Below are 22,863 nucleotides of genomic sequence, written 5' to 3'. Positions count from 1 at the left end.
AAGCCCAAGCAATGCGCGGGCCATCCGCTACCGATCCACGAGCACACCGTCCACTGGGTTGAACGGTGTCGGGAAGACCCCGCGCGGCGCGATCAGCGGATAGGGCGCGCGTGGCAGGAAGGCGCCGTAGCCCTCGGGTGCGACGACCTTGCCGCCCACCACCACGGGCTTGCCGCGCACATAGGTCGCCTCCGGCCAGCCGGTGATGGCCATGCCCTCATAGGGGGAGTGGTCATTGTCGTGCAGCAGCATGTCGTTGGTGATGGTGACCGGCTTGCCCGCATCCCAGATGGCGAAGTCGGCGTCGTACCCGATTGCGATGGTGCCCTTGGTGGTCAGGCCGAACAGCTTCGCCGGATTGGTGGCGGTGATGGCAACAAATGTTTGCAGGTCGATGCGCCCCTTCACCACGCCCTCGCTGAACAGGATGGGCATGCGCGTCGCGAGGCCGGGGATGCCGTTGGGCACCTTGGTGAAGGGCGCGTCGGGGCCGAAGGCGAGCTTGCCGTCCGCACCCTCATAGCGCGTCGGCGCATGGTCCGAACTGACGTTGAAGATGATGCCGCGCCGGATCGCGTCCCAAAGCACGTCCTGGTCCGCGCCCGTGCGGGCGGCGGGGGAGAAGATGAACTTGGCACCCTCGAACCCCGGGCGGTCGAGATCGTCCGTGGTGAGGACCAGGTATTGCGGGCACGTTTCCGCCCAGACTTTCAGACCCTTTTTTTGTGCGCGCTCGATCTCCTCGGCGGCTTCGGCGCCGCTGACGTGGAAGACCTGGATGGGGGTGTCCAGCGCCTCGGCCATCTTGCACACGCGGTGGACGCATTCGCTTTCGACCAGCATGGGCTTCGACCAGGCGTGGTGCTTGGGCAGTGTCAGCCCGGCTTCGACAAGCGCGGTCTTGTAGAAGTCGATGAGCTCGTGGTGCTCGGCGTGGATGCAGACCAGCGCGCCGAGCTTGCGGCCGGCGGCGAGCACCCGCAGCGCCTCGGTGTCGGTGATCCGCGCGCCGTCATAGGTGAGGAAGATCTTCAGGCTGCGATGCCCGGCTTCCACAAGCGCCGGGACTTCCTCCGCCAGCATCTTCGCGGTCGGATCCGTCAGGATCATGTGGAAGCTGTAGTCGATGCGGCTTCGCCGCGCGCGTTCATGGTGCTCCGCCACGCGCTGCGTCAGGCTCTCGCCGCGGCCCTGGCGGGCGAAGCCGATCACGGTGGTGGTGCCGCCGGCTGCCGCCGAGGCGCTGCCGGATGCAAAGCTGTCGGCATTGACCGTTGGGCCCGGGCGCGGCTCGTCGATGTGGGTGTGGCTGTCCACGCCGCCGGGCAGCACGAGGCGCCCCGTCGCGTCGATCTCCTCATCCCCGCCGCCGAGCTTCTCGCCGATCGCGACAATGCGACCGTCCTTCACGCCGATATCGGCCGCAAAGACGGCGCTTGCGGTGCCAATGGTGCCGTTGCGGATGACGAGGTCGAATTCGGCCATGGGCAGGGTCCTCGGGGTTGCGCATGATGGGCGCGGACAGGAGATGATCGGATGCCGCGCCATAGTCTCTTCGTGCGCCTCGGCGCGCAACGGTATCGGGTCGAGCGCCCCTGGGGCGATGTCCCGCAGGGGGTTGGATCGCCCAGCGACGTGGCGTGCGATGCGAAGGGCAACGTCTACTGCCAGCTGCGCCAGGACCCCTATACGGCAAAGGACGGGCCGGCGGTGGTGGTGCTGAACCCCGATGGCAGCCGGCGTGCCGCCTGGGGAGGCGATGACGTTGCCGATGGGCATATGCTCAGCGTGCATCCGGATGGCCGGGTCTTCGTGGTGGACCGCGACGCGCAGGAGATCATCATCTTCTCGCCCGACGGCAGGCGCCTCGGCGGCATCGGTCGCCGCGACCGTCCCGGCGAGCCGTTCAATGCGCCCTGCGACGTGGCCTTCGCGCCCGGTGGGACGATCTACGTGGCCGATGGATATGCGGCGTCGCGGGTGCACCGCTTCAGCGCCGACGGCACGCCGATGGGCGGCTGGGGCACGCCGGGAGAGGGGAAGGGCGAATTCTCCACGCCACATGGGATCTGGGTTTTGCCCGATGGGCGCGTCACCGTCGCGGACCGGGAGAACAACCGCATCTGCGTCTTCACGCCCGAAGGCGAGTGGCTTGCCGATTGGCGCAAGGTGCACAAGCCGATGTCGGTGCATGGCGCGCCCGATGGCGGGCTGTACGTGACCGACCAGGTGCCCAGCCTGTCGCTGTTCGGCGCGGATGGCACGCTGGAGGCGAAGTGCCGCCCAATCCTGAACGGCGCCCATGGCATGTGGCGCGGGCCGGATGGCGCGATCTTCCTGAGCGAGCAGAACCCGCCACGGCTGACGAAGCTGGTACCAGCGGTCGACTAGAATGTCGCGAATTGTGGCCGAGCTACAAAGTCCAAGCCGTTGATTGATCTGTACCCTAGGGTGCGCAAAGGCAAATGTACCAGTGGCGCGGGCCGGATTCCTAAGCTGGCAGGCGATTACGATTAAGCTTGGCGATGCCGGGCTGCGGCGTGCTCCGCTGGCAATCGCGGCCCCGCGCCGAAGAGTTTTTCGCGGTATGTGCCCGGCGCGTAGGCCGTCTTGTACACCCCGCGCCGCTGCAACTCCGGCACCACCAGGTCGATAAAGGCGTCCAGGCACTCGGGCATCACCGTGCGCGACAGGTTGAAACCATCCACATCCGCCGCAGCCATCCAGCCCAGCAATGTATCCGCGACCTGCACCGCATCTCCCACGATCGGCGGCTGCCGGCTGCCCAGCACGGACTGCTCCAGCAACTGCCGCTTGGTCCAGGACGGGCCCGCGACCTTCGCCATCGCCTCCGCATTCGAACGGATCGCGTTCGACGGCGCGGCGGCCACCACCGGCTCATCCATCCCGAACCGCGCGAGGTCGATCCCCAGCGACGCCGAGGCATGCGCCAGCGCTCCCTCCGCATCTGCATGGCGCGCATATTCGGTCAGCAGGTCGCGCGCCTCCGCCTCGGTGCGGCCGACCACCACGGTCGCGCCCGCGAAGACCAGGATGGGACGCGGAGCGGCCTCCGCGCGCAGCTGCGCGACGAGGGCCGCCACCACCGCTGCGTTGGTGCCGTTCACGAAGACGCATTCCGCGTGGCGGCCGGCGAATTGGCGGCCGCGTTCGCTCGCACCCGCCTGGTAGAGAACCGGCGTGCGCTGCGGCGAGGGCTCGCACAGGTGGATGGCGTCGATGCTGTATTGCGGACCGCAGTGGGTGATGCGGCGCACCCGCGCGGGGTTGGTGAAGACTCGGTTCGCGGCGTCGCGCTGGACGGCGTCGTCGGCCCAGCTGCCCTCCCACAGGGCGTAGACGGCGTCCATGTATTCATCGGCCAAGTCGTAGCGGTCGTCATGGCGCATCTGCTCGGCATACCCCAGCGCGCGCGCCGCGCTGTCGAGATAGCCGGTGACGATATTCCACCCGATGCGGCCGCGCGTGAGATGGTCGAGCGTGCTCATCCGCCGCGCCATCAGGTAGGGCGCCTCGTAGGCCAGGTTGCAGGTGACGCCGAAGCCGAGATGCGTGGTCACCGCGGCCATCGCTGGGATGGTCAGAACCGGGTCGATCAACGGCACCTGCACGGCACCGCGGAGAGCGGCATCGGGGCTGGCGCCGTAGACATCGTAGATGCCCAGCACATCGGCAAGGAACAGGCCGTCGAACAGGCCGCGTTCGAGCAGGCGGGCGAGGTCCATCCAGCGGTCGAGGCTGGTGTAGTGCGCGCCGGTGTCGCGCGGATGCGTCCACATCCCCTGCTGGATATGGCCAGGCGAGGCCATGTCGAAGGCGTTCAGCCGCATCATGCGCGGAGCGGGATTCATCCGCGCAGGTGGCACGCCACCCAGTGGCCGGGGCGCGCCTCGCGAAGCGGCGGCACCTCGGTCCTGCACGGGTCGGGCTTCGCGATCGGGCAGCGCGTGTTGAAATGGCACCCCGAGGGCGGGTTGATCGGATTCGGAACATCGCCCTTGAGCATGATGCGCGTGCGCTTCAGCGTCGGGTCCGGGATCGGTACCGCGGAGAGCAGCGCCTCGGTATAGGGGTGCAGCGGCGTGGTGTAGAGCTCGCGCGCGGTCGCGATCTCCACGATGCGGCCGAGATACATGACCGCGACGCGGTCGGAGATGTGTTCCACCACCGAGAGGTCGTGGGCGATGAAGAGGAAGGTGAGGCCGAATTTTTCCTGCAGATCCTCGAGCAGGTTCACCACCTGCGCCTGAATGGAGACATCGAGCGCGCTCACCGGCTCGTCGCACACCACCAACTTTGGTGAGACGGCGAGCGCGCGCGCGATGCCGATGCGCTGGCGCTGGCCGCCGGAAAATTCATGCGGGAAACGGCGCATGTGGTCGGCGTTCAGGCCCACGGTTTCGAGCAGCTCCACGACGCGGTCCTCGCGCGCCTGGCGCGTCTTGGCCAGGCCATGGATGATCAGCGCCTCGGCGATGATCGAGCCCACGGTCATGCGCGGGTTGAGCGAGGCGAAGGGGTCCTGGAAGATGATCTGCATGTCGCGCCGCAGCGTGCCGAGCGCGTTGTGGTCGAGTGCGGTGACGTCCTTGCCCTCGAACCAGACCGTGCCGCCGGAGGGTTCGATCAGCCGCAGGATCAACCGCCCCGTGGTCGATTTGCCACAGCCGGATTCGCCAACCAGGCCGAGGGTTTCGCCGGCGGCGATGTCGAAGCTGACGCCGCTGACGGCATGCACCTCATCCACCTTGCGGCGGAACAAGCCACCGCGGACGGCGAAGCGCTTTTGCAGGTCGCGGACGCTGAGGAGCGGTTCGGTCATAGGATGCAGGCCGCCTTGTGGCCGGGGGCTTTCTCAACGAGCAGGGGCTCGGCCGTGCGGCATTCCGGCATCACGTAGCGGCAGCGCGCGGCGAAGCGGCAACCCACCGGCGGGTTGAGCAGGCTCGGCACCGAGCCGGGAATTGCCTCTAGCCGCACATGCTGCGTGGCCGCGAGATCGATGCGCGGGATCGAGCGGATCAGCCCCTGCGTGTAGGGGTGCCGCGGCGTGGCGAAAAGCGCCTCCACGGTCGCTTCCTCCACCACCTTGCCCGCATACATCACGATCACCCGCTGCGCCGTCTCGGCCACAACGCCCATCGCGTGCGTGATGAGCAGCACGGCCATGCCCAGGCGCTGCTTCATCTCATTCAGCAGCTCCAGGATCTGCGCCTGGATCGTCACGTCGAGCGCCGTCGTCGGCTCATCCGCGATCAGCAGCTTCGGGTTGCACGACAGCGCCATCGCGATCATCACGCGCTGGCGCATGCCGCCCGAAAACTGGTGCGGATAATCCGAGACGCGCTTGTGCGCGTTGGGGATCTGCACGAGTGCGAGCATCTCCGCCGCGCGGGTCATCGCCGCACGCTTGGACATGCCCTCATGCTGCCGGATGGTCTCGGCGATCTGCTCCCCCACGGTGTAGACCGGGTTAAGCGAGGTCATCGGCTCCTGGAACACTATGGCGATCTGCTTGGAGCGGATGGCGCGCATGTCCTCGGCCGGCAGCGGCACCAGGTCGTGGCCCTCGAACAGCACCTGTCCCGCGACGATGCGCCCCGGCGGCATGGCGATGAGCTTGAGCACGGTCATGGCCGTGACCGTCTTGCCGCAGCCGGATTCGCCAACGATGGAGACGGTCTCACCGCGGTTGATGGCGATGTCGACGCCGTCGACGGCGCGGACCATGCCGTCATCGGTCTGGAAGTGGACCTTAAGGCCTTTGATGTCGAGAAGAGGGGTCATTGGCGACAGACCGGGGGAAAAGAAGTTCCCCCACGCAACGCACTGCGTTGCGCCCATTTTTTTATTCTTGGCTTTCTGGTGCTGGGTGTGAGGTCAGCGCTGATCTGCCGGCGGAGTGTTGGTTGGCAGCCCGCGGCAATATACATCCGGGTTCTGGTCGTGAGGCCAGCACGACCTTTTCGACGGGGCATTACCTCGCGACTCGCACCCTTGGATAAATACGAAAGAATGGGCGCAACGCAGTGCGTTGGGTGGGGGAAATCTTCCCCCAAGCTTGCTTGCTCTCTCAAACGACGCGCCTCGGATCCAATGCGTCTCTGAGTCCGTCCCCGACGAAATTGATCGTCAGCACGGTCAGGAAGATCATCAGCCCCGGAAAGATCGCCCAGTGCGGTGCGAAGTCGAGGTTGTCCTTCGCGTCGAACAGCAGCCGCCCCCAGGTGGGCGTGTCCGGTGGAAAGCCCAGGCCGAGGAAGGAGAGGGTCGACTCCGCGATGATGGCGGCGGCCACGTCGATGGTGCCGGCGACGATCACGGGGCCAAGCGAGTTGGGCAGGATGTGTTGCATGACGATGCGCGTGCGCGAGGCGCCCAGAGCGCGCGCAGCCTCGACGAACTCCTTTTCGCGCAGGGAGAAGAATTGCGCGCGGACCAGACGCGCGACGGGCATCCATCGGAAGCCGCCGATGACGGCGACAATAAGGATAAAGACGCCCATCTCCACGCCGACGACTTTCGTGAGCGCGTCGCGGAACAGATAGATGATGAGCAGCAGCAGCGGCAGTTGCGGTAGCGACAGGAACAGGTCGGTGAGCCACATCAGCGCCGTGTCCACGAAGCCGCGAGACATGCCCGCGATGGAGCCGACCGTCACGCCCACCAGCACCGCGACGGCCATGGCCGCGAACCCGACCGCAAGCGAGATGCGCCCGCCGTAGAGCACGCGGGCGAGGATGTCCTGGCCGAGGTCGTCGGTGCCGAAGGGGTGCGCCCAGCTCGGGTGCTGCAGGCGGGCGGAGAAGTCGATGTCGTCGATCGCGAGCGTCCAGAAGAAGTGGCCGAACAGCACGGCGAGGATCATCAGGCTGAGGACCACCGCGCTCGCGACCGCCATGCGGTGCTTGCGGAAGCGCCGCCATGCCTCGCGCCCCGGCGTCACGGGGGCGCGACGGACGGCGGCGATCTCAGCTGTAGGAGATGCGAGGGTCGAGCCAGCCATACAGCACATCCGCGAGCAGGTTGAAGAAGATGACGAGGCAGGCGAAGACGAAGGTGACCGCCATGATCACCGGGGTGTCGTTGGCGAGGATCGCGGAGATCAGCAGTGACCCGATGCCCGGGATGCGGAAGATCTGCTCGGTGACAATCGCGCCGCCGAAAACCGCCGGCATCTGCAGGGCGACGAGAGTGACCACCGGGATCAGCGCGTTGCGAACCACGTGGCGCATCGTGACGCGGCTTTCGGGCAGGCCCTTCGAGCGCGCGGTGGTCACGTGGTCCAGGCGGATCACGTCGAGCACGGCGGAGCGCACGAAGCGCGTCCAGGACGCGCCCTGGAACAGGCCCAGCACGAGGACCGGCATGATGGTCTGGCGCAGATGCTCCCACCACCATCGCCAGCCAGTCGCGTCGATGTCCGTCCGATAGACAAAGGGCAGCCAGCCGAGGGTGACCGAGAACAGCAGGATCATCAGCAGTCCGGTGAAGAAGGTAGGCAGCGAGAAGCCGATGAAGGCCAGCGTGTTCGCCACCTGGTCGAACACCGAATAGGGCCGCGTCGCCGCAAAGACGCCGACCGGAAGCGCGATCGCCAGGGCAAGGATCTGCGAGGTGCCGATCACCAGCAGCGTCGCCGGCAGCCGCTGCAGGATCAGCTGGTCCACGTCCACGCGGCTGACGAAGGAGAATCCCCAGTTGCCCTGCAGCATCGCGGTGAGCCAGCGGAAATAACGGATGTGCACAGGGTCATCGATGCCAAGGCTTGCGCGCAACGCAGCGCGCACATCGGGCGGAATGGCGGGGTTGGTCGCCAGTTCCTCGAACGGGTCGCCGGGTGCGAGGGCCAGCACCGTGAACAGGATGACGCTGATCCCGAGCAAGCTCGGGATCGCGATCAGCAGGCGGCGGAGTATGTATTGCGCCACGCGCGGCTCAGGCCTCGCGATACCAGTCGGAGAGCAGCCAGAAGGTGTTGTCCCAACCGCTCAGCACATGCTTGAGCGTGTTGAGGCTGCCGCTGACCGTCGGCCGCGAGACCAGCGGGATGACGTAGTTGCTGCCCACCACCAGGTCGTTCATCCGGATGAACAGCGCCGCGCGCTTGACCGGGTCCAGCTCGCCCTCCGCCTCGCGGAACGTGGCGTCGTAGGCGTCGGACCGCCAGCGCACGATGTTGCGGCCCTGCCAGCTGTTGGCCCGGGTCGAGACCTCCCACGAGCAGTACTGGTTCATGAACAGCTGCGGGTCTGCCTGGGGCATCGTCGTCGTGTACATCTGCACGTCGGCGTAGAACTTCGTGTAGGTGTCGGGGTTCGCGACGTCGGAGGAGAAGAACACCGAGGGCGTCACCGATTTCAGGTCGAGGTTGATGCCGGCCCGCTGCGCGGCCTGCTTCATCACCGCCTGGGTGCGCTGGCGCGGCGTGTTGACCGAGGTCTGGAACACGAAGTTCAACCGCACGTTGTTCTTCGCGCGAATGCCGTCACGGCCGCGCGCCCAGCCGGCGCCGTCTAGGATCTCGTTCGCGCGGGCGACGTTGAATTCCCAGCGCATATTGGTCGATCGGTAACGCGGCGGATTGTTGAGGAAATTCGCCGTCGCTGGGCCGCCGCGCCCGTAGATGAACTGCTCGAGGGCGTTGCGGTCCACCAGCAGCGCCATCGCCTGGCGCACCACCGGGTCGGAAAAGGCCGGGTGGGTGGTGGAGATGTGGCAGCGCTCGCCCTCGACCTCGCGGTTCGGGTCGGTGACGTTGAGCTGCACGAACTCGATCCCGCCGCCGTCCACGATGTTGACCTTGCCGCGCCCCACCGCCTCCAGCCGCTTCAGGATCTCGTCCTCGACCGCGAGGTTCCACGCGTAGTCGTAGTCACCCGTCTGCAGCACCGCGCGCGCGGCGGAGGTGGCGTCGCCGCCGCCCTTGACCTCAAGCGTGTCGAAATGCGGGCGGTTCGGCAGGTGGTAGTTCGGGTTGAGCTCGGCGCGCAGCGTGTCGCCGGGGGTGAAGCTCACGAACTTGTACGGACCGGTGCCGATGGGGCGGAGGTTGGTCGGCGCGTCGCGCGAATTGGCTCCAGCATAATCCTGGAACAGGTGCTTGGGGATCAGCATGCCGCGCGAGGCGACGAAGGCATCCGCCCAGAACGGCGTCGGCTGGGCGAACTCCACCCGAACGGTCAGGTCGTCAATCTTCACCACGTTGATGTCGCGATAGCTGCCGCTGGTCACCGCCGCAGTCGCCGGGTTCTTCCCGTATTCCCAGTTGAACACAACGTCGTCGGCGGTGAACGGCCGGCCGTCATGCCACTGCACGCCAGGCTTCAACTTCCACGTCACCGACTTCCCGTCGGCACTCAGCCCGCCATTCTCGATCGAGGGGATCTCGGCCGCGAGGATGGGGTGCAACGAGCCATCCTGCGCCCAGCCGGCCAACGGCTCATAAAAGACGCGGCTCGCCTCCTGGTTGGTCGTGCCCACCGCGAAATGCGGGTTCAACAACGTCGCCGCCTGCCAGTACAGGATCTTCAGCGCACCCCCACCGCCGCGCCGCGTCGGCGCATAGCGCGGCACCGACTGCGCCGCCGCCGGCGACACGCCCGCGATCGCCAGCAGCTGCGTCGCCATCGGCGCCGTCAGCCCCACGGCCGCCACACGCCGGATGAAGCCACGCCGCGACAGCCTGCCTTCCTTCACACGCCCGATCATCTTGCGGAGCTGGTCTTCGGTCATCCCGGTTCTCCCATGGCGCGTCGCCCGGCCGTGCTGGCGCTTTTCTGACGCAGAAACCATCCCAACACATAGCAGCCTCGTGGGGCAAATCGCGCCTCCCCACACCAACCCTGCCCGCGGATTGCCCAGCCGCGCGGCCGGTTGCCGCGGGGCTGAGCAAGGCCGGGGGCGTTGCCCCCTGGACCCCCGCCGGGGATCGCGCCGATCCCCGGACCCCTGCATGTCTTGGTCATGGATTTGGGAGGGCTGTGTTTCATCGAAGGCGCCGGGTTGGGGAGAGGGCGCATCGAGGGAGTTCGTGTGATCACGGGAGTTCCATGCGCCCCCCTTCCGAACGCGGCTCGCCTCCGGCGAGCCTCAAACCCATCTCCAAAATCAAGAACCAACAACTGGAGGTCCAGGATCGACACGATCCTGGCGGGGTCCAGGGGCAGCGCCCCTGGCCTTGCTTTCACCCCGCGCGCCACCAATCGCACAGAAGGGACATGTTGCTGTCCCATCCGCTGTGTCGGATGCGCAGGTTGCGGGCGCAGCCTTGCAGTCCGGTCCGGCTGAGCAGCGGGATGACGTGGTGGCTGCCCACCACCAGGTCGTTCATGCGGATGAAGAGTGCCACGCGGCGCACCGGGTCGAGCTCCGCCTCGGCGGCGCGGAAGGCGGCGTCGTATTCGGCGTTGCGCCAGCGGGTGATGTTGCGCCCCTGCCAGGCGTTGGCGCGGGTTGCGACTTCCCAGGAAACGAACTGGTTCATGTGGCGTTGCGGGTCGCCGGTGGGTCCGTTCGCGTACATCTGCATGTCGGCGTAGAATTTGGGGAAGGTGTCAGGGTTCGCGACATCGGCCGAGAAGAACACGGCCGGCGTGATTGCCTTGAGGTCCAGCTCGATCCCGGCGCGCTGGGCGGCCTGTTTGATGACGGCCTGGCTCCGCTGGCGGGGTGCGTTGACCGAGGTCTGGAAGGTGAACTTCATCCGCGCGTTGCCTTTGGCGCGGATTCCGTCGCGGGCGCGCGGCCAGCCGGCGGCGTCGAGCAGTTCGTTGGCGCGGGCGATGTTGAATTCGGCACGCGTGTTGGGCGAGGCGTAGCGCGGGTTGTTGAGGATGTTCGACGTGGCCTGGCCGCCGCGGCCGAAGATGAATCGTTCCAGCGCGGTGCGATCCATCAGCAGCGCCATTGCCTGGCGCACCGCTGGGTCGGAGAAGGCGGGGTGGCTGGTGGCGAGGCTGGAGCGTTCGCCATCGACCTCCTGGTGCGGGTCGGTGGCGTTGAGCTGGACGAATTCGGTGCTGCCGCCGCGGGTGACCTCGATGCGGCCAAGGCCACTGGCTTCGAGGCGCGTGAGCAGGTCGTCCTCGACCAGCAGGTTCCACGCGAAGTCGTAGTCGCCGGTCTGCAGGACGGCGCGCGCGGCGGAGACGGCATCGCCGCCGCCCTTGACCTCCAGCGTGTCGAAATGCGGGCGGTTGTCCTGATGGTAGAGCGGGTTGAGCTCGCCGCGGATGATGTCGCCGGGGGTGAAGCTCACGAACTTGTACGGGCCGGTGCCGACGGGGCGGAAATTGCCCGGGGCGTCGCGCGCATTGGCGCCGTTGTAGTCCGCGAAGATGTGGCGCGGGATGATCATGCCGGCCAGGCCCACGAAGGCGTCGGCCCAGAACGGCGTCGGCTGCGCAAAGTCCACGCGCACCGTCAGCGTGTCGAGCTTGACGACCGTCGCGTCGCGGTAGCTGCCGGAGGTGACCGTCGCGATGGCCGGGTTGCGCGCGTATTCCCAGTTGAAGACCAGGTCGTCGGCGGTGACCGGCGCGCCGTCGTGCCAACGCAGGTTGGGCTTCAGGCGCCAGGTGACCGAGCGCCCATCGGGGCTTAGGCCGCCATTCTCGACGGAGGGGATTTCGGCGGCGAGCACGGGGTAGAGCGTCGCGTCCTGCGTCCAGCCGGCGAGTGGTTCATAGAAGATGCGGCTGGCATCGGTGTTGGTGGTGCCGACGCCGAAATGCGGGTTGAGCAGCGTCGCGGCCTGCCAGTACAGGATCTTCAGCGCGCCACCGCCGCCGCGCCGCGTGGGGCCATAGGGCGGCGGCGCGGCCTGCGCGGCGGCCGGCGCCGCGCCGGCCATGGCAAGGAGCTGCGTCGCCATCGGGGCGGTCAGGCCGACCGCCGCGACGCGATGGATGAAGCCGCGCCGCGTCAGGCCACCGGCCTTCACGCGGCCGATGAGTGTGCGCAGCTCGGCCTCGGTCATCAGCCGCGCGGCCCGCCGAGTTCCTGTTCCACAACACTTGCCCAATAGGCGACGCCGAGCGGGATGATCGCGTCGTTGAAATCGAATTGCGGCGTGTGCAGGTTGGGCGACTTGCCGTCCTCGCCGGTGCCGCCGCCGATGAACATGAACGCGCCCGGTCGGGCTTCGAGCATGAGGGAGAAATCCTCCGCCCCCATTACCGGCAGCGCGTTGGGGTCGACCAGCTTGTCTCCGACAAGCGCCGCAGCGGCGGCGATGGCGACATGGGTCTGCTCGACATGGTTCACGGTGGCGGGGACGCCTCGGTGATAGTCATAGGTGGCCGTGGCGCCATGCAACGCGGCGAGCCCATGCGCGAGCTCTCCGATGCGGCGCTCCAGCAGGTCCCGTACGACGGGCGTATAGCTACGCGAGGTACCGGTGACGGTGAGTTCGGCGGGCATCACGTTGGAGCCTTGCAGCGAGCCGCCGATGATCGCCCCCACGCTGAGGACCGCGCTGTCCACGGCGGGCACATTGCGACCGATGATGGTCTGGAGTGCCAACACGAAATGCGCCTGCACGATGGTGATGTCGCTCGCCAGGTGCGGTGCCGATCCGCCATGGCCACCGGTGCCGTGGAAGGTCACGGTGAAGCGGTCCGCCGCCGCCAGGGCGGGACCGGGACGGGTGGAAAATTGGCCCGCCGGGATGGTGGGCTTGTTATGCAATCCGTAGACGGCGTCGCAGGGGAAGCGATCGAACAAGCCGTCGTCGATCATGGCCTTGGCGCCGCCGCGGCCTTCCTCGGCCGGCTGGAAGATCAGGTGGACCGTGCCGGCGAAGTCGCGGTTCTCCGACAGCCAGCGCGCGGCGCCCAGCAGCATGGTGGTGTGGCCGTCATGGCCGCAGGCATGCATCAGGCCGGGGTTTTGCGAGGCGTAGGGCAGGCCGGTCGCCTCTGGGATCGGCAGCGCGTCCATGTCCGCGCGCAGGCCGATCACGCGCTGGCCAGGCCGCGTGCCGCGGATGGTGCCGACGACGCCCAGCTTGCCCACGCCGGTGGTGGTCTCGATGCCCCAGTCGCGCAGCTGGGTGGCGACAAGGCCGGAGGTGCGCACCTCCTCCATGCCGAGCTCGGGGTGGGCATGAATGTCCTGGCGGATGGCGGCGAGCTCGGGCTGCCAGGCTGCGACGGCGTCAATCACGGAACGGGTCATGGGATGTGCCTTTCTCTTGTCCTGCCGATGCTACGCCCAATGGTCGGCCTTCGGATGCGGCGAAGTGGAGCGGCATGGCGAAGGCGGGTTGGCGCACACAGTCTTCCAGCCGGATGGATCAGGCCCGAAGTTAGCAAGTCCCGCGCCAGTGGCGCCAGGGCGGGCTTTGCACCGCATCCACGGCGGCGGCACACTCGCATCGGGCCGGCGGAAGCGCCGGCGACCAGGGAGAGGATTGCATGACCAGACGAGGCAAGGCCGCGCTCATCACCGGCGCGGGGCGCAACATCGGCCGCGCGGTGGCGCTGCAGCTGGCAGCGGATGGGTTCGACGTGATCATCAACGGTTCCTCCAATCGCGACGCCTGTGAGGCGGTGGCCGCCGAAGCGCGGGCGCTTGGCGTAGAGGCTCTGGTCGCGATGGCCGATGTCGGCGCGCGCGAGGCCTGCCTGGATCTGGCGACGGAAGCCATCACGCGGTTCGGCGCGGTGGATGTACTGGTGAACAACGCGGCGCTCCGGCCCGCGCGGCCCTTCCTGGAGACATCGGAGGCGGATTTCCGCCGGGTGATGAGCGTGGATCTGGAAGCGGCGGTGTGGCTCGCCCAGGCCTGCCTGCCGGGGATGGCGGAGCGCGGCTGGGGGCGGGTGGTGAATTTCACGGGCATGAACGCCATCGCCGGCCATGCCGGACGCGCTGCGGTGTCGGTCGCGAAGCATGGGGTGTGGGGGCTGACCAAGGGGCTGGCGAAGGAGTTCGGTGCGCAGGGGATCACGATCAACGCGATCTCGCCGGGGCCGATCGCCGGGGATGACGAGGCGGGCGGCGCGGTGACCTACCGGATGGCGTCGGTGGCGCACGTGCCGGCGGGGCGGATGGGCTCGCCTGACGAGGTGGCCGCGGTGGTGCGGATGCTGGTTTCGGAGGCCGGCGCCTATGTGAATGGGCAGATGCTGGCGGTGAATGGCGGCGGGACGATGTAGGGGCTTTGCGCGCCCTGACGCGGCGAGCGGTCCGAGCGAAGGCGCGGCCCGGGAGACAGGCTCACCGCGCCAGGATCGCCTCCACGATCTCCTGCACCTCCAGGGCCTCGCGCAGCGTGGCGAGCGGATGCGCCTCGCCGCGAGTCATGGTCGCGACGCCGGCGAGCTGGCCGCGCAGCACCAGCGGGCGCAGGCGTTCGTTCGGCACTGCGTCCTCAGCCTGCCGCCACGCGCCATCCGCGCCGCGCCGTTCGGCGAAGGACCAGTCACGCAGGCGGATCGCGTGGTCGAGCGTCCAGGTATTGTGGTCATCCTTGTCGGTCGTGCCGACGCCGCCGGACAGCGTCACCGGCACCCCGCCCGCGGTCAGGCGCGCGCGGATCAGCGTTTCGCTGCCATCGCCCGGCGGGTATTCGGCCGCGGCGTCGATGAGCGCGAGCGGGCCGAGCTGGCGTCGTGTCAGGAACAGGAAGTGGGAGACGACCTCGCGCGTGAAGCCGCCCTCGGCGCGGTGCGCGAGCCAGCCGGCGGCGTCGCGCTGCCAGCCACGGGGCCAGGTGGCGAAGCCCACCTCGATCTCGAGGGATTGCGCATTCATTCCCGCCCGCCAGGCGGTGAGCTGCGCGACGGCGGGCGAGGAGGCCATGGGGAAGTTCACCGCCACCCGGGCATCGCCAAACCGCGCCACGAAGGCCCTGGCGGCGGCAAGGTCGGTCGCGAGCGGCTTCTCGAGGAACACCGCGCGACCGGCCGCCAGCGCCTGCTCGGCGAGCGGAATATGCGCCGCGGGCGGTGCCGCGACATAGAGGCACTCGCACGCCTCGATCACCGCCGCAGCGCCGTCCAGCATCGGCACCGCGCTGGCGATCGCGGCGAGCCTGGCGCCTGCACTCTGCGCGGGGTCCCACACGCCGGTCACGGTGACATGCTCGGACGCGTGGTCGAGCGCGGCGCGCAGCAGCCGTTCGCCCATGATGCCGAAGCCGATGATGCCAAGGGCGATGGGGGCGGGCATGGGCGACACTCCGGGTTGCGCGCCCAGCCGTGGCTTTTCACAGTTGCGCGGTCAAGCCCGGGTGCGGCGCGCGGCGGGTGTGCAGCGCCCCGCGCATGACCATCTGAGCGGTGTCGGAGGTGGATGCCCATGCAGGAAACATCAGGCGCGCCGCGCCGCTTCTGGCCGAGCCCGCGCGCGCTCTACAGCCGCCTCGCGACCCGCGCATTCACCGAGCGCGGACTGTACCTCAACCTCGGCTACTGGAAGGAGGCGCAAACCATCGACGAGGCCTGCGCCGCGCTCGCGCTGCTGGTGGCCGAGACGGCGCGCATGGGACCGCGCGACGAGGTGGTGGATGTGGGCTTCGGCTTCGCCGATCAGGACATGCTCTGGGTGGAAAAATTCGCCCCGCGCCACATCACCGGCCTCAACGTCACGCCGGTGCACGTGCGCATCGGGCGCGCGCGCGTCGAACGCCGCGGGCTTTCGTCGCGGATCGACCTGCGAGAGGGATCGGCGACCGCGATGCCGCTGCCCGACGCGAGCTGCGACGTGGTCACGGCGGTCGAGAGCGCGTTCCATTTCAACACGCGCGAGGCGTTCCTCGCCGAGGCTTTCCGCGTGCTGCGACCGGGCGGGCGCCTGGTGCTGGCCGACCTGATCCGCGCCGCCCCGGCCGATACCGCAGGCGGGCGGCGCTGGCAGGCCTGCACCTGGCCGGTATTCGCGCGGATCTTCTCCGTGCCCGACGCCAATGCGGATGAGCGTGAGGGCTACGCCGGCAAGCTGGCCGCGGCAGGGTTCGGCGATGTGTCGGTGGTGCCGATCGGGCAGGATGTCTTCCCCGGCTGGCACCGCGCGCTGCGCGAGGACCGAGCCCTGTTCCGCCGCCTGCCGCTGCCCGGCCAGGCCGCCTATGCCGCGCTACTGCCGGTGACGCCCGAGCGGGTCTACGCCGCGCTGGACTACGTTCTGACGAGCGCGCGCAAGCCGGAGGCGACGGTGGCCGACGCGCTGGGCTAGAAGGGGATCGCCTCGCCCTTGTGGTCGAAGAACCCGCCCGTCTGCGACGGCGTCAGTGCCGCGATCACCGCAAGCAGGCGCGCGGCGGATTGCGCCGGCGTCTGCACCTCCAGCCCCGCCTTGGCGAAGGGGCCGGAGAGCGGCGTCGCCACCGTGCCCGGATGCAGCGCCACGCAGATCGCGGCGCGATGGGTGCGGGCCAGTTCGATGGACACGTTGCGCATGATCTGGTTCAGCGCCGCCTTGGCCGCGCGATAGCTGGTCCAGCCACCGATGCGGTTGTCGGCGATGGAACCGACACGGGCGGACAGCGTGGCGAAGACCGCGCGTTCCTCCCGCGCCAGCAGCGGCAGGAAATGCTTCATCAGCAGCGCCGGCCCGGTCGCGTTGATGGCGAAGCTGTGCGCCATGTGGGCGGGGTCGATCTGACGCAGGCTTTTCTCCGGGCTGAATCGCACATCATGCAGGAAGCCGGTGGCGTCGATCACGAGGTGCAGCCCCGGCCCGATGGCGGCCGCGGCAGCGGCGATGCTCGCCTCGTCGAGCAGGTCGAGCGCGGGCGTGGTGCGGCGGCCGAGGCGCGAGACCTCCGCCCCTTCGGCGTCGAGCGCCTCCGCCAGCGCGGCGCCGATCCCGCCGGTCGCGCCGATCACCACGGCCCTCAACGCCAGAGGCGCCGCACCTTGAGGAAGCCGCGATAGGCGAGCTCGGCCAGACCGCGCAGCGGCGGCATCGCTACCATCCACCCGAGCCAGGTGAAGCCCGGCATGCGCTGCCACATCGCGGCGAAGGCGGCGGCCCCGCTGAGCAGCGTGCCATCGGCGCGGCGGACGTGCATGCGCGCGAGGGCCGCTTCGCGCGTCAGGCCGGGGCCAGGGTCATCGCGGCTGACATCGATCCAGGCAAACCCCGCCGCTCCGGGGCGCGCCTTGTAGAAGGCGATCTCGCGCGAACAGACCGGGCAGCCGCCATCGTAGTAGACCTGGAGGGGCGCGCTCATATGCGGCGTGCCGCGTGCACCGCGGCCTTGCTGCCGGCGCCGACCAACCAGGCCCAGCCACGCAGCAGCGGGCCGTGCGGCGCGGCCTGCATCTCGCGCGCCTCGTCGCGGTGGTGCACCTCGTCGGCCTGACATTGGAGGAGGACAGCACGCAGCGCTCCACCGGAGCCGGTGTCCGGCAGCTTGCGGATCTGCTCCTCGTAATGGTGGTCCACGAAGGTCTCGACCGCGTCGATGGTGGCGTAGACGGCGCGAGAGCCGAACAGCGCCGGCAGGAAGCCGGTGAGGAAGCCGGCGACGCGCCAGATGGGAAGCAGCACGCTGCGCTGGCCCGGCGGCAACATGGCGTCGAAGAGATCGAGATGAGTCTGTTCGGTCGCCATGTGCTGGGTGGCGAAGGCGCGCACCGCCGGGTCGCGCGCGGCGGCCAGGATCCCGCGATAGATCAGCACCGCCCCCGTCTCCCCGGCATGGTCGGAGCGGATGTCGCCGAGCAGGCCGTCAATGCCCGGGGCGAGGGCGGCGAGGTCGGCGGCACTGACATTCTGCGTGGTGCTCATGCCGCAAGAGATTGGCCGCGCGCGGGTTCGCGCAAGCCGTGCTCAGCGTGGCAGCTCAGCCAGCCGCCCGGCGGCGGCGGCGCGGATGGCGAGGCGTTGCTCGAGGCTCGCGCTGCCCCAGGCCATGATCTCGCGCCCCAGGCGCCCGCAATCGCGGCACATCTCGCGCACCTCGTCATAACGGCAGGTGCCGCGGCAGGGCGAGGGCGCGGGGTCAGGCGGCATCATGGGCCAGATAATCCGTGAGCACGGCGATGGCGGCCATCAGGTCCGGCGTGTCCATCGCCTCGTGCGGGTTGTGGCTGCCGTTCTGGTTGCGCACCAGCAGCATGCCGGTCGGCACGCCGGCAGCCGCGAAGTTGTTGGCGTCGTGGCTGCCGGGGCTGTTCAGTGCCGGGGCTGCGATGCCCAGCCGCGCCGCGGCGGCGCCGAGCCCGGCGATGATGGCGGGGTCCATCGGCCCGGGCGCGGCTGCACTGCGCTCGCCCAGCGTGATGGTGACGCCGCGCCGTTCCGCGACCTCGGCCACGATGGCGGCGAGGCGGCCTTCCAGCGCCGCCAGATGCTCCGCGTCATAGCCGCGCAGGTCGAGGCTCATCGTGAAATCGCCGGCGACGGCCGTCAGGCTGTGCCGCGCGGCATCGGTGTGGAAGCGCCCGATGGTCACGGCCATGGGCCGACCAGCTTTTTCCTCCGCCAGCCACAGGCGTTCCAGGGCGAGGGAGAGGTCGGCGCCGGCCAGCGCCGCATCGTGGCGGAACCGGTGCGGCAGGCCGGTATGCGCATCCTCGCCTGTGATGCGGATGAAGGGATGGCGCACATTGCCGGGGTTCGCGAGGCACACCGCGACAGGTGCTACCGCCTCGATGAGTTGCGGCGCCTGTTCGATGTGGACCTCCAGATAGGCACCAATGCCGCGCGGGTCGCGCAGCGGCGTGCCCTCGCGCAGCCGCGCCGGATCGCCACCGCAGGCCACGATGGACGCCGCCAGCGTCAGCCCACCGCGCGCATGCGGCAGGTCCAGCGCGCCCTCCGGCAGGCGCGCGAGCAGGCAACGGCTGCCGATCAAGCCGAGCCCGAACCACACCGCCTCCTCACAACGCAGCGCCAGCACCTCGATGTCGCGCTTCGGCTGGATCCCGGCGGCCTGCAGCGCCGCGATGGCGGCGATGCCCGCGATAACCCCCGCCGCGCCGTCGAAATTCCCGCCCTGGACCACGCTGTCGAGGTGCGAGCCGATCAGCACCGGCGCGCGCTGCGCCGAAGGCGAGGCCCAGCGCAGCGTGAGGTTGGCGCCGGCATCGGTGCTGGCGGTGAGGCTCAGAGCGCGCCCGGCCTCCGCGATCAGCGCATGCGCGGCGCTCTCGCCCGGCCCATACGCCACGCGGGTGATGCCCGGCGGATCGGCGCCGAGGGCGGCCACACCGTCGAGCAGGCGTTGCACGAGGGGCGTCTGCGCAGTCACGGCTTCGGTCAGGGTCAAGGCGTGTTCTCCGGCCGGCAGGATCGCAGGATTGCGCGTCGAGGCAAGGCGCCGAATTTCCGCGCGGCGCCCCACGGAACGTGGTGGAATGGCGGCGGGCAAGGCCGCGGCACGTCGGCCACCCGGGAGGATGCAGGATGACCAGGACGCTCAATCGCCGCGCGCTGCTGATGGCGCCGGCACTGTTGCTCCCTCTCCCAGCCACGGCACTCTCACCGATGCCGCGCTGGCGGCCGAACCGCCCGATCCGCGTCATCGTCCCCTTCGCGCCGGGCGGTGCGACAGATGTGGTGGCGCGCGTGGTCGCCGATACCGTCGCCGGCCTGCTCGGCCAGCCGCTGGTGATCGAGAACCGGCCCGGCGGCGCGGCCGGCCTGATCGGGTCCGAGGCGGTGGCCAAGGCGGACCCCGATGGCCACACCATCCTCGTCAACTCCAACGCCCATGTCATCGCGCCCGCCTTGGTCGCGCGCATGCCCTATGACGCGATCGCGGATTTCGCCCCCGTCGCGCATCTGGGCCGGATCCCGCAGGTGCTGGTGGCCACCCCACGGCTGCCGGTGACCGACCTCGCCGGGCTGCTCGCCTGGATGCGGGCCAATCCGGGGCGCACGAGCGCCTCCTCGGCCGGCATCGGCAGCGGCAACCACCTGGCGGTCGAGGTGTTCCGCGCCGCGGCCGGGCTCGAGATGCAGGTGGTGCAGTATCGCGGCGGCGGGCCGGCCATGCAGGCGGTCGTCGCGGGCCAGGTGCAGATCTGCGTGGACCCGGTGGCCTCGGCACTTGGGCACATCCGGGGAGGATCGGTACGCGCCATTGCGGTGGCGGGCGACGCACGCTGCGCGGCGCTGCCGGACGTGCCCTCGGCCAGCGAGGCGGGGCTGCCGGCCTTCGCCGCCGCCTCCTGGATCATGGCCTTCGCGCCGGTGCGCACGCCCGCGCCGGCGGTCGCGGCGATGAACGCCGCCTTCAACGAGGCGATGGTGAGCCTCGACCGCCGGCTGACGGAGCTCGCGATCGAGCGGCGGCCGGAGCTGGCCGAGCGGAGCGCGCTGCTCGACTTCGTGCGGGAGGATGCGGCGCGCAGCCGCGCCGTGCTCGCGCGCGCGGGCGTGAACCCGGAGTGAAGTGGTCACACCGCGCATAAAGGGCTGCGTGCCGCGACGCGAGCGGCGTAGCCTGGGGCAAGCCCTCAAAGGAACACGCCATGATCCTCGGTCTGTCCTTCGCGAATTTTTTGACGCTGCATGTGGTGCTCAGCCTGGTCGGGATCGCGGCCGGGCTCGTCGCGATGGGTGCCATGCTCGCCGGCCGCTGGCTCGGGGGCTGGCAGGCGCTGTTCCTGGCCACAACGGTGGCGACCGTCGCGACCGGCTTCCTGTTTCCGATCGGCGCCGTCCTGCCCTCCCATATCGTGGGTGCGATCTCGGCCGCCGTGCTGGCGGTGGCGGTCTATGCCGCCTATGCGGGCGGGCTCGCCGGCGGCTGGCGCGCGACCTACGTCGTCACCGCGGCGATGGCGCTGTACCTGAACTGCTTCGTGGGCGTGGTGCAGGCCTTCCAGAAGATCGGCGCGCTGCACGCGCTGGCGCCGACCCAGACGGAGCCGCCCTTCCTGGTGGCGCAGGTGGTTCTGCTCATCCTGTTCGTGGTGTTGGGCACGCTCGCGGTGCGGCGGTTCCGCCCCGGCGGCGCGCGGCTGGCCTGACCCGGCGCGTCAGTTGAGCCGGACGCCGCGGAGCACCTCCGCCTTCTGCTCGATATCGGTCTGCAGGCGGCGGGCGAAATCAGCGCGGCCGAGGTAGAAATCCGTGGGCTGGGCGCCGGTGCGGGCGGCGGCGCGGTAGGGCTCGCTCGCAGCGGCGACGGCACAGGCGGCCTCGATCCGCGCGATGCGGTCCTCGGGCGTACCAGCGGGCGCGAACAGGCCACCGAAGCTCGCGGGCGCGACCTCGAATCCCTGTTCGATGGCGGTCGGCGCCTCGGGGAAATCCGGGTGGCGCTGGGCGTCGAACACCGCGAGCACGCGCACGTCGCCGCGCCCGGCCGCCGCGCCGAGAACGATCGACCCGATATCCAGCCGCCCGGCCAGCACCTCCGTCAGCACCGTGCTGTCGGCGCGGAAGGGCACGTGCTCCACCTCCACCCCCGCAGCGCCCAGCCACTGCACCATGGCGAGGTGCGGGATGGAGGTGATGCCGAGCGTGCCGTAGGTCAGCCGCCCGGGATTCGCGCGCGCCGCCGCCTGCAGGCTGCGCAGATCGCGGATCGGGCTGTCGGGGCGCACCGCCAGCGCCATGGTGTTGTTGAATACCTGGCAGATCGGCCGGAAGCTTGTCGCGGTGAGGCCCGCCGTCGGCTGCGTCACCGGCAGGACGGAGGCGACCAGCGCCGGCGCGTAGAGCAGCGTGTAGCCATCGGGCGCCGCCCGCGCGACGGCGACGGAGCCTACCAGCGCCGCCGCGCCGTCCCGGTTCACCACCACGGCGGGCTGCCCGAGCGTGGGCGCCAGCTGCGCGGCCAGTGCGCGCACCAGCAGGTCGATGGAATTGCCCGGCGGGTAGGGCAGCACGATCTGGACCGGCCGCGCGGGAAACACCTCCTGCGCATGCGTCACGGGTGTGGCGGCGAGCGGCAGCGCGGCCGCAAGGGCGGCCAGCAGGCGGCGGGTGATCATTGTTCTTGTTTCCTCCCAGGCGATGTGGCGTCAGCCGGCGGGCACCAGCCGCGAGGGGTCCGACCCCACGCGCCCGCCGCCGCTGCCGGTATCGAGCGACAGGGTGAAGTCGTAGCGGATGGAGGGCACGCCCGCGATCGGCGCATCGGGCAGGCCCAGCTGCTCCTGGATCACCAGCGAGGCGGAGACACCGAACACCGTGTCGGAATCCACATGCGCGTCATCGGCGAAATACAGCGCGGTCACCAGCTCGCGGTAGCCGGGTGCCGAGATCAGCACGTGGATATGCGCGGGGCGGAAGCCGTGCCGGTTCTGCCGGGTGACCAGGTCGCCCACGGGCCCGTCCATCGGGATCGGGTAGCCGAGCGGCTTGACGGAGCGGAAATGGTAGCGCCCCTCCGCATCACAGTTCAGCTGGCCGCGCATGTCCATCACGCTCGGGTCGTGCGCCTGGAGGTCGTAGAGCCCGTCGGCGCCGGTCTGCCAGACATCCATCTGCGCGTGCGGCACCGGCTTGCCCGCGGCGTCCGTGACCTGACCGAACAGCACGATCTCCGGTCCGGTCTTGATGTGCGCTATGGTGCCGCCGAGCGCCACCTTGGGTGCGGATTCACGGAAGAAGGGGCCGAGCAGGCTGGTCTCGGTGCCGACCTCCTCGCGCCCCGTCGCGTCGTGCATGGCGTTGACCAGGCGCGACAAGCCCAGCACGTCCGACAGCAGGATGAATTCCTGGCGGTAGGGCGTGCAGGCCTGGCCCACCGCGGTCATGGTGGCGATGCCCTTGAGCCATTCCTCGGGCGTGAGCTTCACCTCGCGCGCGAAGGCGTGCAGGTGGCGGACCGCCGCCTCCATGATCTCGCGCAGGCGGGCGTCGGGGGTTTGTGCCATCTGCTCGATGACGGCGTCGGTGATGTCGTTGGCGTCGAGGTCCTGCATGGCC

General features: G+C 69.4%; 22 protein-coding genes. 5 read left to right on the top strand and 17 right to left on the bottom strand.

The features are described from left to right. Positions 1 to 27 precede the first annotated feature (27 nt). Positions 28 to 1,485: a dihydropyrimidinase gene (hydA, locus tag GXW79_RS15965; RefSeq protein WP_211875433.1), complete on the bottom strand. Its 1,458-nt coding sequence runs from the start codon at positions 1,483 to 1,485 to the stop codon at positions 28 to 30. Between the two features lie 51 nt (positions 1,486 to 1,536). Between hydA and GXW79_RS15960 the strand changes: the two genes are divergently transcribed. Continuing rightward, entirely contained in the window at positions 1,537 to 2,391 is an 855-nt protein-coding gene (locus tag GXW79_RS15960) for an NHL repeat-containing protein (RefSeq protein WP_211875432.1), read from the top strand. Positions 2,392 to 2,513: 122 nt separating this feature from the next. Here the strand turns inward: GXW79_RS15960 and GXW79_RS15955 are convergent, their stop codons facing one another. The 8 genes from GXW79_RS15955 to GXW79_RS15920 form a co-directional block, all read right to left on the bottom strand. After that, entirely contained in the window at positions 2,514 to 3,854 is a 1,341-nt protein-coding gene (locus GXW79_RS15955; RefSeq protein ID WP_246504046.1) for an LLM class flavin-dependent oxidoreductase, read from the bottom strand. Positions 3,855 to 3,868: 14 nt separating this feature from the next. Next, on the bottom strand, positions 3,869 to 4,843 hold the full coding sequence (locus tag GXW79_RS15950) for an ABC transporter ATP-binding protein (protein WP_211875430.1): 975 nt from the start codon (positions 4,841 to 4,843) through the stop codon (positions 3,869 to 3,871). Further along, complete coding sequence (locus tag GXW79_RS15945; RefSeq protein ID WP_211875429.1) at positions 4,840 to 5,808, bottom strand: ABC transporter ATP-binding protein; 969 nt, start codon at positions 5,806 to 5,808, stop codon at positions 4,840 to 4,842. Before GXW79_RS15945 ends, GXW79_RS15950 begins: the two co-directional genes overlap by 4 nt. 286 nt (positions 5,809 to 6,094) lie before the next feature. Next, positions 6,095 to 7,027, bottom strand: coding sequence for an ABC transporter permease (locus GXW79_RS15940; RefSeq protein WP_211875428.1), 933 nt, complete (start codon positions 7,025 to 7,027; stop codon positions 6,095 to 6,097). Beyond that, the gene (locus GXW79_RS15935) at positions 6,993 to 7,952 is read right to left on the bottom strand and encodes an ABC transporter permease (protein WP_211875427.1); all 960 of its coding nucleotides are present in this window, start codon (positions 7,950 to 7,952) and stop codon (positions 6,993 to 6,995) included. The genes GXW79_RS15940 and GXW79_RS15935 overlap by 35 nt, the downstream gene beginning before the upstream one ends. Positions 7,953 to 7,959: 7 nt before the next feature. Then, positions 7,960 to 9,756, bottom strand: a complete 1,797-nt coding sequence (locus tag GXW79_RS15930) for a peptide ABC transporter substrate-binding protein (protein ID WP_211875426.1) — start codon at positions 9,754 to 9,756, stop codon at positions 7,960 to 7,962. 451 nt (positions 9,757 to 10,207) lie between these two features. Continuing rightward, entirely contained in the window at positions 10,208 to 12,001 is a 1,794-nt protein-coding gene (locus GXW79_RS15925) for a peptide ABC transporter substrate-binding protein (protein ID WP_211875425.1), read from the bottom strand. Then, positions 12,001 to 13,200: a M20 aminoacylase family protein gene (locus GXW79_RS15920; RefSeq protein WP_211875424.1), complete on the bottom strand. Its 1,200-nt coding sequence runs from the start codon at positions 13,198 to 13,200 to the stop codon at positions 12,001 to 12,003. The genes GXW79_RS15925 and GXW79_RS15920 overlap by 1 nt, the downstream gene beginning before the upstream one ends. Positions 13,201 to 13,439: 239 nt before the next feature. On the opposite strand from GXW79_RS15920, the gene GXW79_RS15915 reads away from it, so the two are divergent. Continuing rightward, positions 13,440 to 14,183, top strand: a complete 744-nt coding sequence (locus GXW79_RS15915; RefSeq protein ID WP_211875423.1) for an SDR family NAD(P)-dependent oxidoreductase — start codon at positions 13,440 to 13,442, stop codon at positions 14,181 to 14,183. A gap of 61 nt (positions 14,184 to 14,244) precedes the next feature. On the opposite strand, the gene GXW79_RS15910 is transcribed toward GXW79_RS15915, so the two are convergent. Continuing rightward, positions 14,245 to 15,198 carry a Gfo/Idh/MocA family protein gene (locus GXW79_RS15910; RefSeq protein WP_211875422.1) on the bottom strand — a complete coding sequence of 318 codons (954 nt, stop codon included), beginning with the start codon at positions 15,196 to 15,198 and terminating at the stop codon, positions 14,245 to 14,247. A 129-nt stretch (positions 15,199 to 15,327) separates the two neighbouring features. On the opposite strand from GXW79_RS15910, the gene GXW79_RS15905 reads away from it, so the two are divergent. Continuing rightward, positions 15,328 to 16,203 (top strand): class I SAM-dependent methyltransferase, encoded by an 876-nt coding sequence (locus tag GXW79_RS15905; RefSeq protein ID WP_211875421.1) that lies wholly within the window; start codon positions 15,328 to 15,330, stop codon positions 16,201 to 16,203. Here GXW79_RS15905 and GXW79_RS15900 read toward each other — a convergent pair. From GXW79_RS15900 to GXW79_RS15880, 5 genes are read right to left on the bottom strand one after another with little or no spacing between them, the layout of a single operon-like run. Further along, complete coding sequence (locus GXW79_RS15900) at positions 16,200 to 16,856, bottom strand: SDR family NAD(P)-dependent oxidoreductase (protein WP_367614933.1); 657 nt, start codon at positions 16,854 to 16,856, stop codon at positions 16,200 to 16,202. The two genes, GXW79_RS15905 and GXW79_RS15900, sit on opposite strands and share 4 nt — an antisense overlap. A gap of 8 nt (positions 16,857 to 16,864) precedes the next feature. Then, entirely contained in the window at positions 16,865 to 17,203 is a 339-nt protein-coding gene (locus tag GXW79_RS15895; RefSeq protein WP_211875420.1) for a thiol-disulfide oxidoreductase DCC family protein, read from the bottom strand. Further along, on the bottom strand, positions 17,200 to 17,763 hold the full coding sequence (locus GXW79_RS15890) for a demethoxyubiquinone hydroxylase family protein (protein ID WP_211875419.1): 564 nt from the start codon (positions 17,761 to 17,763) through the stop codon (positions 17,200 to 17,202). The genes GXW79_RS15895 and GXW79_RS15890 overlap by 4 nt, the downstream gene beginning before the upstream one ends. Before the next feature lie 42 nt (positions 17,764 to 17,805). Continuing rightward, on the bottom strand, positions 17,806 to 17,991 hold the full coding sequence (locus tag GXW79_RS15885) for a DUF1289 domain-containing protein (RefSeq protein ID WP_211875418.1): 186 nt from the start codon (positions 17,989 to 17,991) through the stop codon (positions 17,806 to 17,808). Continuing rightward, the gene (locus GXW79_RS15880) at positions 17,978 to 19,246 is read right to left on the bottom strand and encodes a hydantoinase/carbamoylase family amidase (protein ID WP_211875417.1); all 1,269 of its coding nucleotides are present in this window, start codon (positions 19,244 to 19,246) and stop codon (positions 17,978 to 17,980) included. The genes GXW79_RS15885 and GXW79_RS15880 overlap by 14 nt, the downstream gene beginning before the upstream one ends. 137 nt (positions 19,247 to 19,383) lie before the next feature. On the opposite strand from GXW79_RS15880, the gene GXW79_RS15875 reads away from it, so the two are divergent. Together GXW79_RS15875 and GXW79_RS15870 are read left to right on the top strand one after the other, a co-directional pair. Continuing rightward, positions 19,384 to 20,373 carry a Bug family tripartite tricarboxylate transporter substrate binding protein gene (locus tag GXW79_RS15875; protein WP_211875416.1) on the top strand — a complete coding sequence of 330 codons (990 nt, stop codon included), beginning with the start codon at positions 19,384 to 19,386 and terminating at the stop codon, positions 20,371 to 20,373. 80 nt (positions 20,374 to 20,453) lie between these two features. Next, on the top strand, positions 20,454 to 20,954 hold the full coding sequence (locus tag GXW79_RS15870; RefSeq protein ID WP_211875415.1) for a hypothetical protein: 501 nt from the start codon (positions 20,454 to 20,456) through the stop codon (positions 20,952 to 20,954). Positions 20,955 to 20,963: 9 nt separating this feature from the next. On the opposite strand, the gene GXW79_RS15865 is transcribed toward GXW79_RS15870, so the two are convergent. Beyond that, complete coding sequence (locus GXW79_RS15865) at positions 20,964 to 21,923, bottom strand: tripartite tricarboxylate transporter substrate binding protein (protein ID WP_211875414.1); 960 nt, start codon at positions 21,921 to 21,923, stop codon at positions 20,964 to 20,966. A 30-nt stretch (positions 21,924 to 21,953) separates the two neighbouring features. After that, positions 21,954 to 22,859, bottom strand: coding sequence for a dioxygenase family protein (locus tag GXW79_RS15860; RefSeq protein ID WP_211875413.1), 906 nt, complete (start codon positions 22,857 to 22,859; stop codon positions 21,954 to 21,956). Positions 22,860 to 22,863 lie beyond the last annotated feature (4 nt).

The organism is Plastoroseomonas arctica (assembly GCF_018128965.1).
Classification (GTDB): Bacteria; Pseudomonadota; Alphaproteobacteria; order Acetobacterales; family Acetobacteraceae; genus Plastoroseomonas; species Plastoroseomonas arctica.
This window is presented reverse-complemented; position numbering and strand designations above follow the sequence as displayed.

Bases quoted from the DNA above. Each gene is read 5' to 3' on its own strand.
- GXW79_RS15885 (WP_211875418.1), bottom strand. From the start codon at position 17,991: ATGATGCCGCCTGACCCCGCGCCCTCGCCCTGCCGCGGCACCTGCCGT.
- GXW79_RS15905 (WP_211875421.1), top strand. From the start codon at position 15,328: ATGCAGGAAACATCAGGCGCGCCGCGCCGCTTCTGGCCGAGCCCGCGC.
- GXW79_RS15930 (WP_211875426.1), bottom strand. From the start codon at position 9,756: ATGACCGAAGACCAGCTCCGCAAGATGATCGGGCGTGTGAAGGAAGGC.
- GXW79_RS15920 (WP_211875424.1), bottom strand. From the start codon at position 13,200: ATGACCCGTTCCGTGATTGACGCCGTCGCAGCCTGGCAGCCCGAGCTC.
- GXW79_RS15960 (WP_211875432.1), top strand. From the start codon at position 1,537: ATGCCGCGCCATAGTCTCTTCGTGCGCCTCGGCGCGCAACGGTATCGG.
- GXW79_RS15940 (WP_211875428.1), bottom strand. From the start codon at position 7,027: ATGGCTGGCTCGACCCTCGCATCTCCTACAGCTGAGATCGCCGCCGTC.
- GXW79_RS15865 (WP_211875414.1), bottom strand. From the start codon at position 21,923: ATGATCACCCGCCGCCTGCTGGCCGCCCTTGCGGCCGCGCTGCCGCTC.
- GXW79_RS15870 (WP_211875415.1), top strand. From the start codon at position 20,454: ATGATCCTCGGTCTGTCCTTCGCGAATTTTTTGACGCTGCATGTGGTG.
- GXW79_RS15950 (WP_211875430.1), bottom strand. From the start codon at position 4,843: ATGACCGAACCGCTCCTCAGCGTCCGCGACCTGCAAAAGCGCTTCGCC.
- GXW79_RS15945 (WP_211875429.1), bottom strand. From the start codon at position 5,808: ATGACCCCTCTTCTCGACATCAAAGGCCTTAAGGTCCACTTCCAGACC.
- hydA (WP_211875433.1), bottom strand. From the start codon at position 1,485: ATGGCCGAATTCGACCTCGTCATCCGCAACGGCACCATTGGCACCGCA.
- GXW79_RS15875 (WP_211875416.1), top strand. From the start codon at position 19,384: ATGACCAGGACGCTCAATCGCCGCGCGCTGCTGATGGCGCCGGCACTG.
- GXW79_RS15955 (WP_246504046.1), bottom strand. From the start codon at position 3,854: ATGATGCGGCTGAACGCCTTCGACATGGCCTCGCCTGGCCATATCCAG.
- GXW79_RS15860 (WP_211875413.1), bottom strand. From the start codon at position 22,859: ATGCAGGACCTCGACGCCAACGACATCACCGACGCCGTCATCGAGCAG.
- GXW79_RS15890 (WP_211875419.1), bottom strand. From the start codon at position 17,763: ATGAGCACCACGCAGAATGTCAGTGCCGCCGACCTCGCCGCCCTCGCC.
- GXW79_RS15910 (WP_211875422.1), bottom strand. From the start codon at position 15,198: ATGCCCGCCCCCATCGCCCTTGGCATCATCGGCTTCGGCATCATGGGC.
- GXW79_RS15895 (WP_211875420.1), bottom strand. From the start codon at position 17,203: ATGAGCGCGCCCCTCCAGGTCTACTACGATGGCGGCTGCCCGGTCTGT.
- GXW79_RS15915 (WP_211875423.1), top strand. From the start codon at position 13,440: ATGACCAGACGAGGCAAGGCCGCGCTCATCACCGGCGCGGGGCGCAAC.
- GXW79_RS15925 (WP_211875425.1), bottom strand. From the start codon at position 12,001: ATGACCGAGGCCGAGCTGCGCACACTCATCGGCCGCGTGAAGGCCGGT.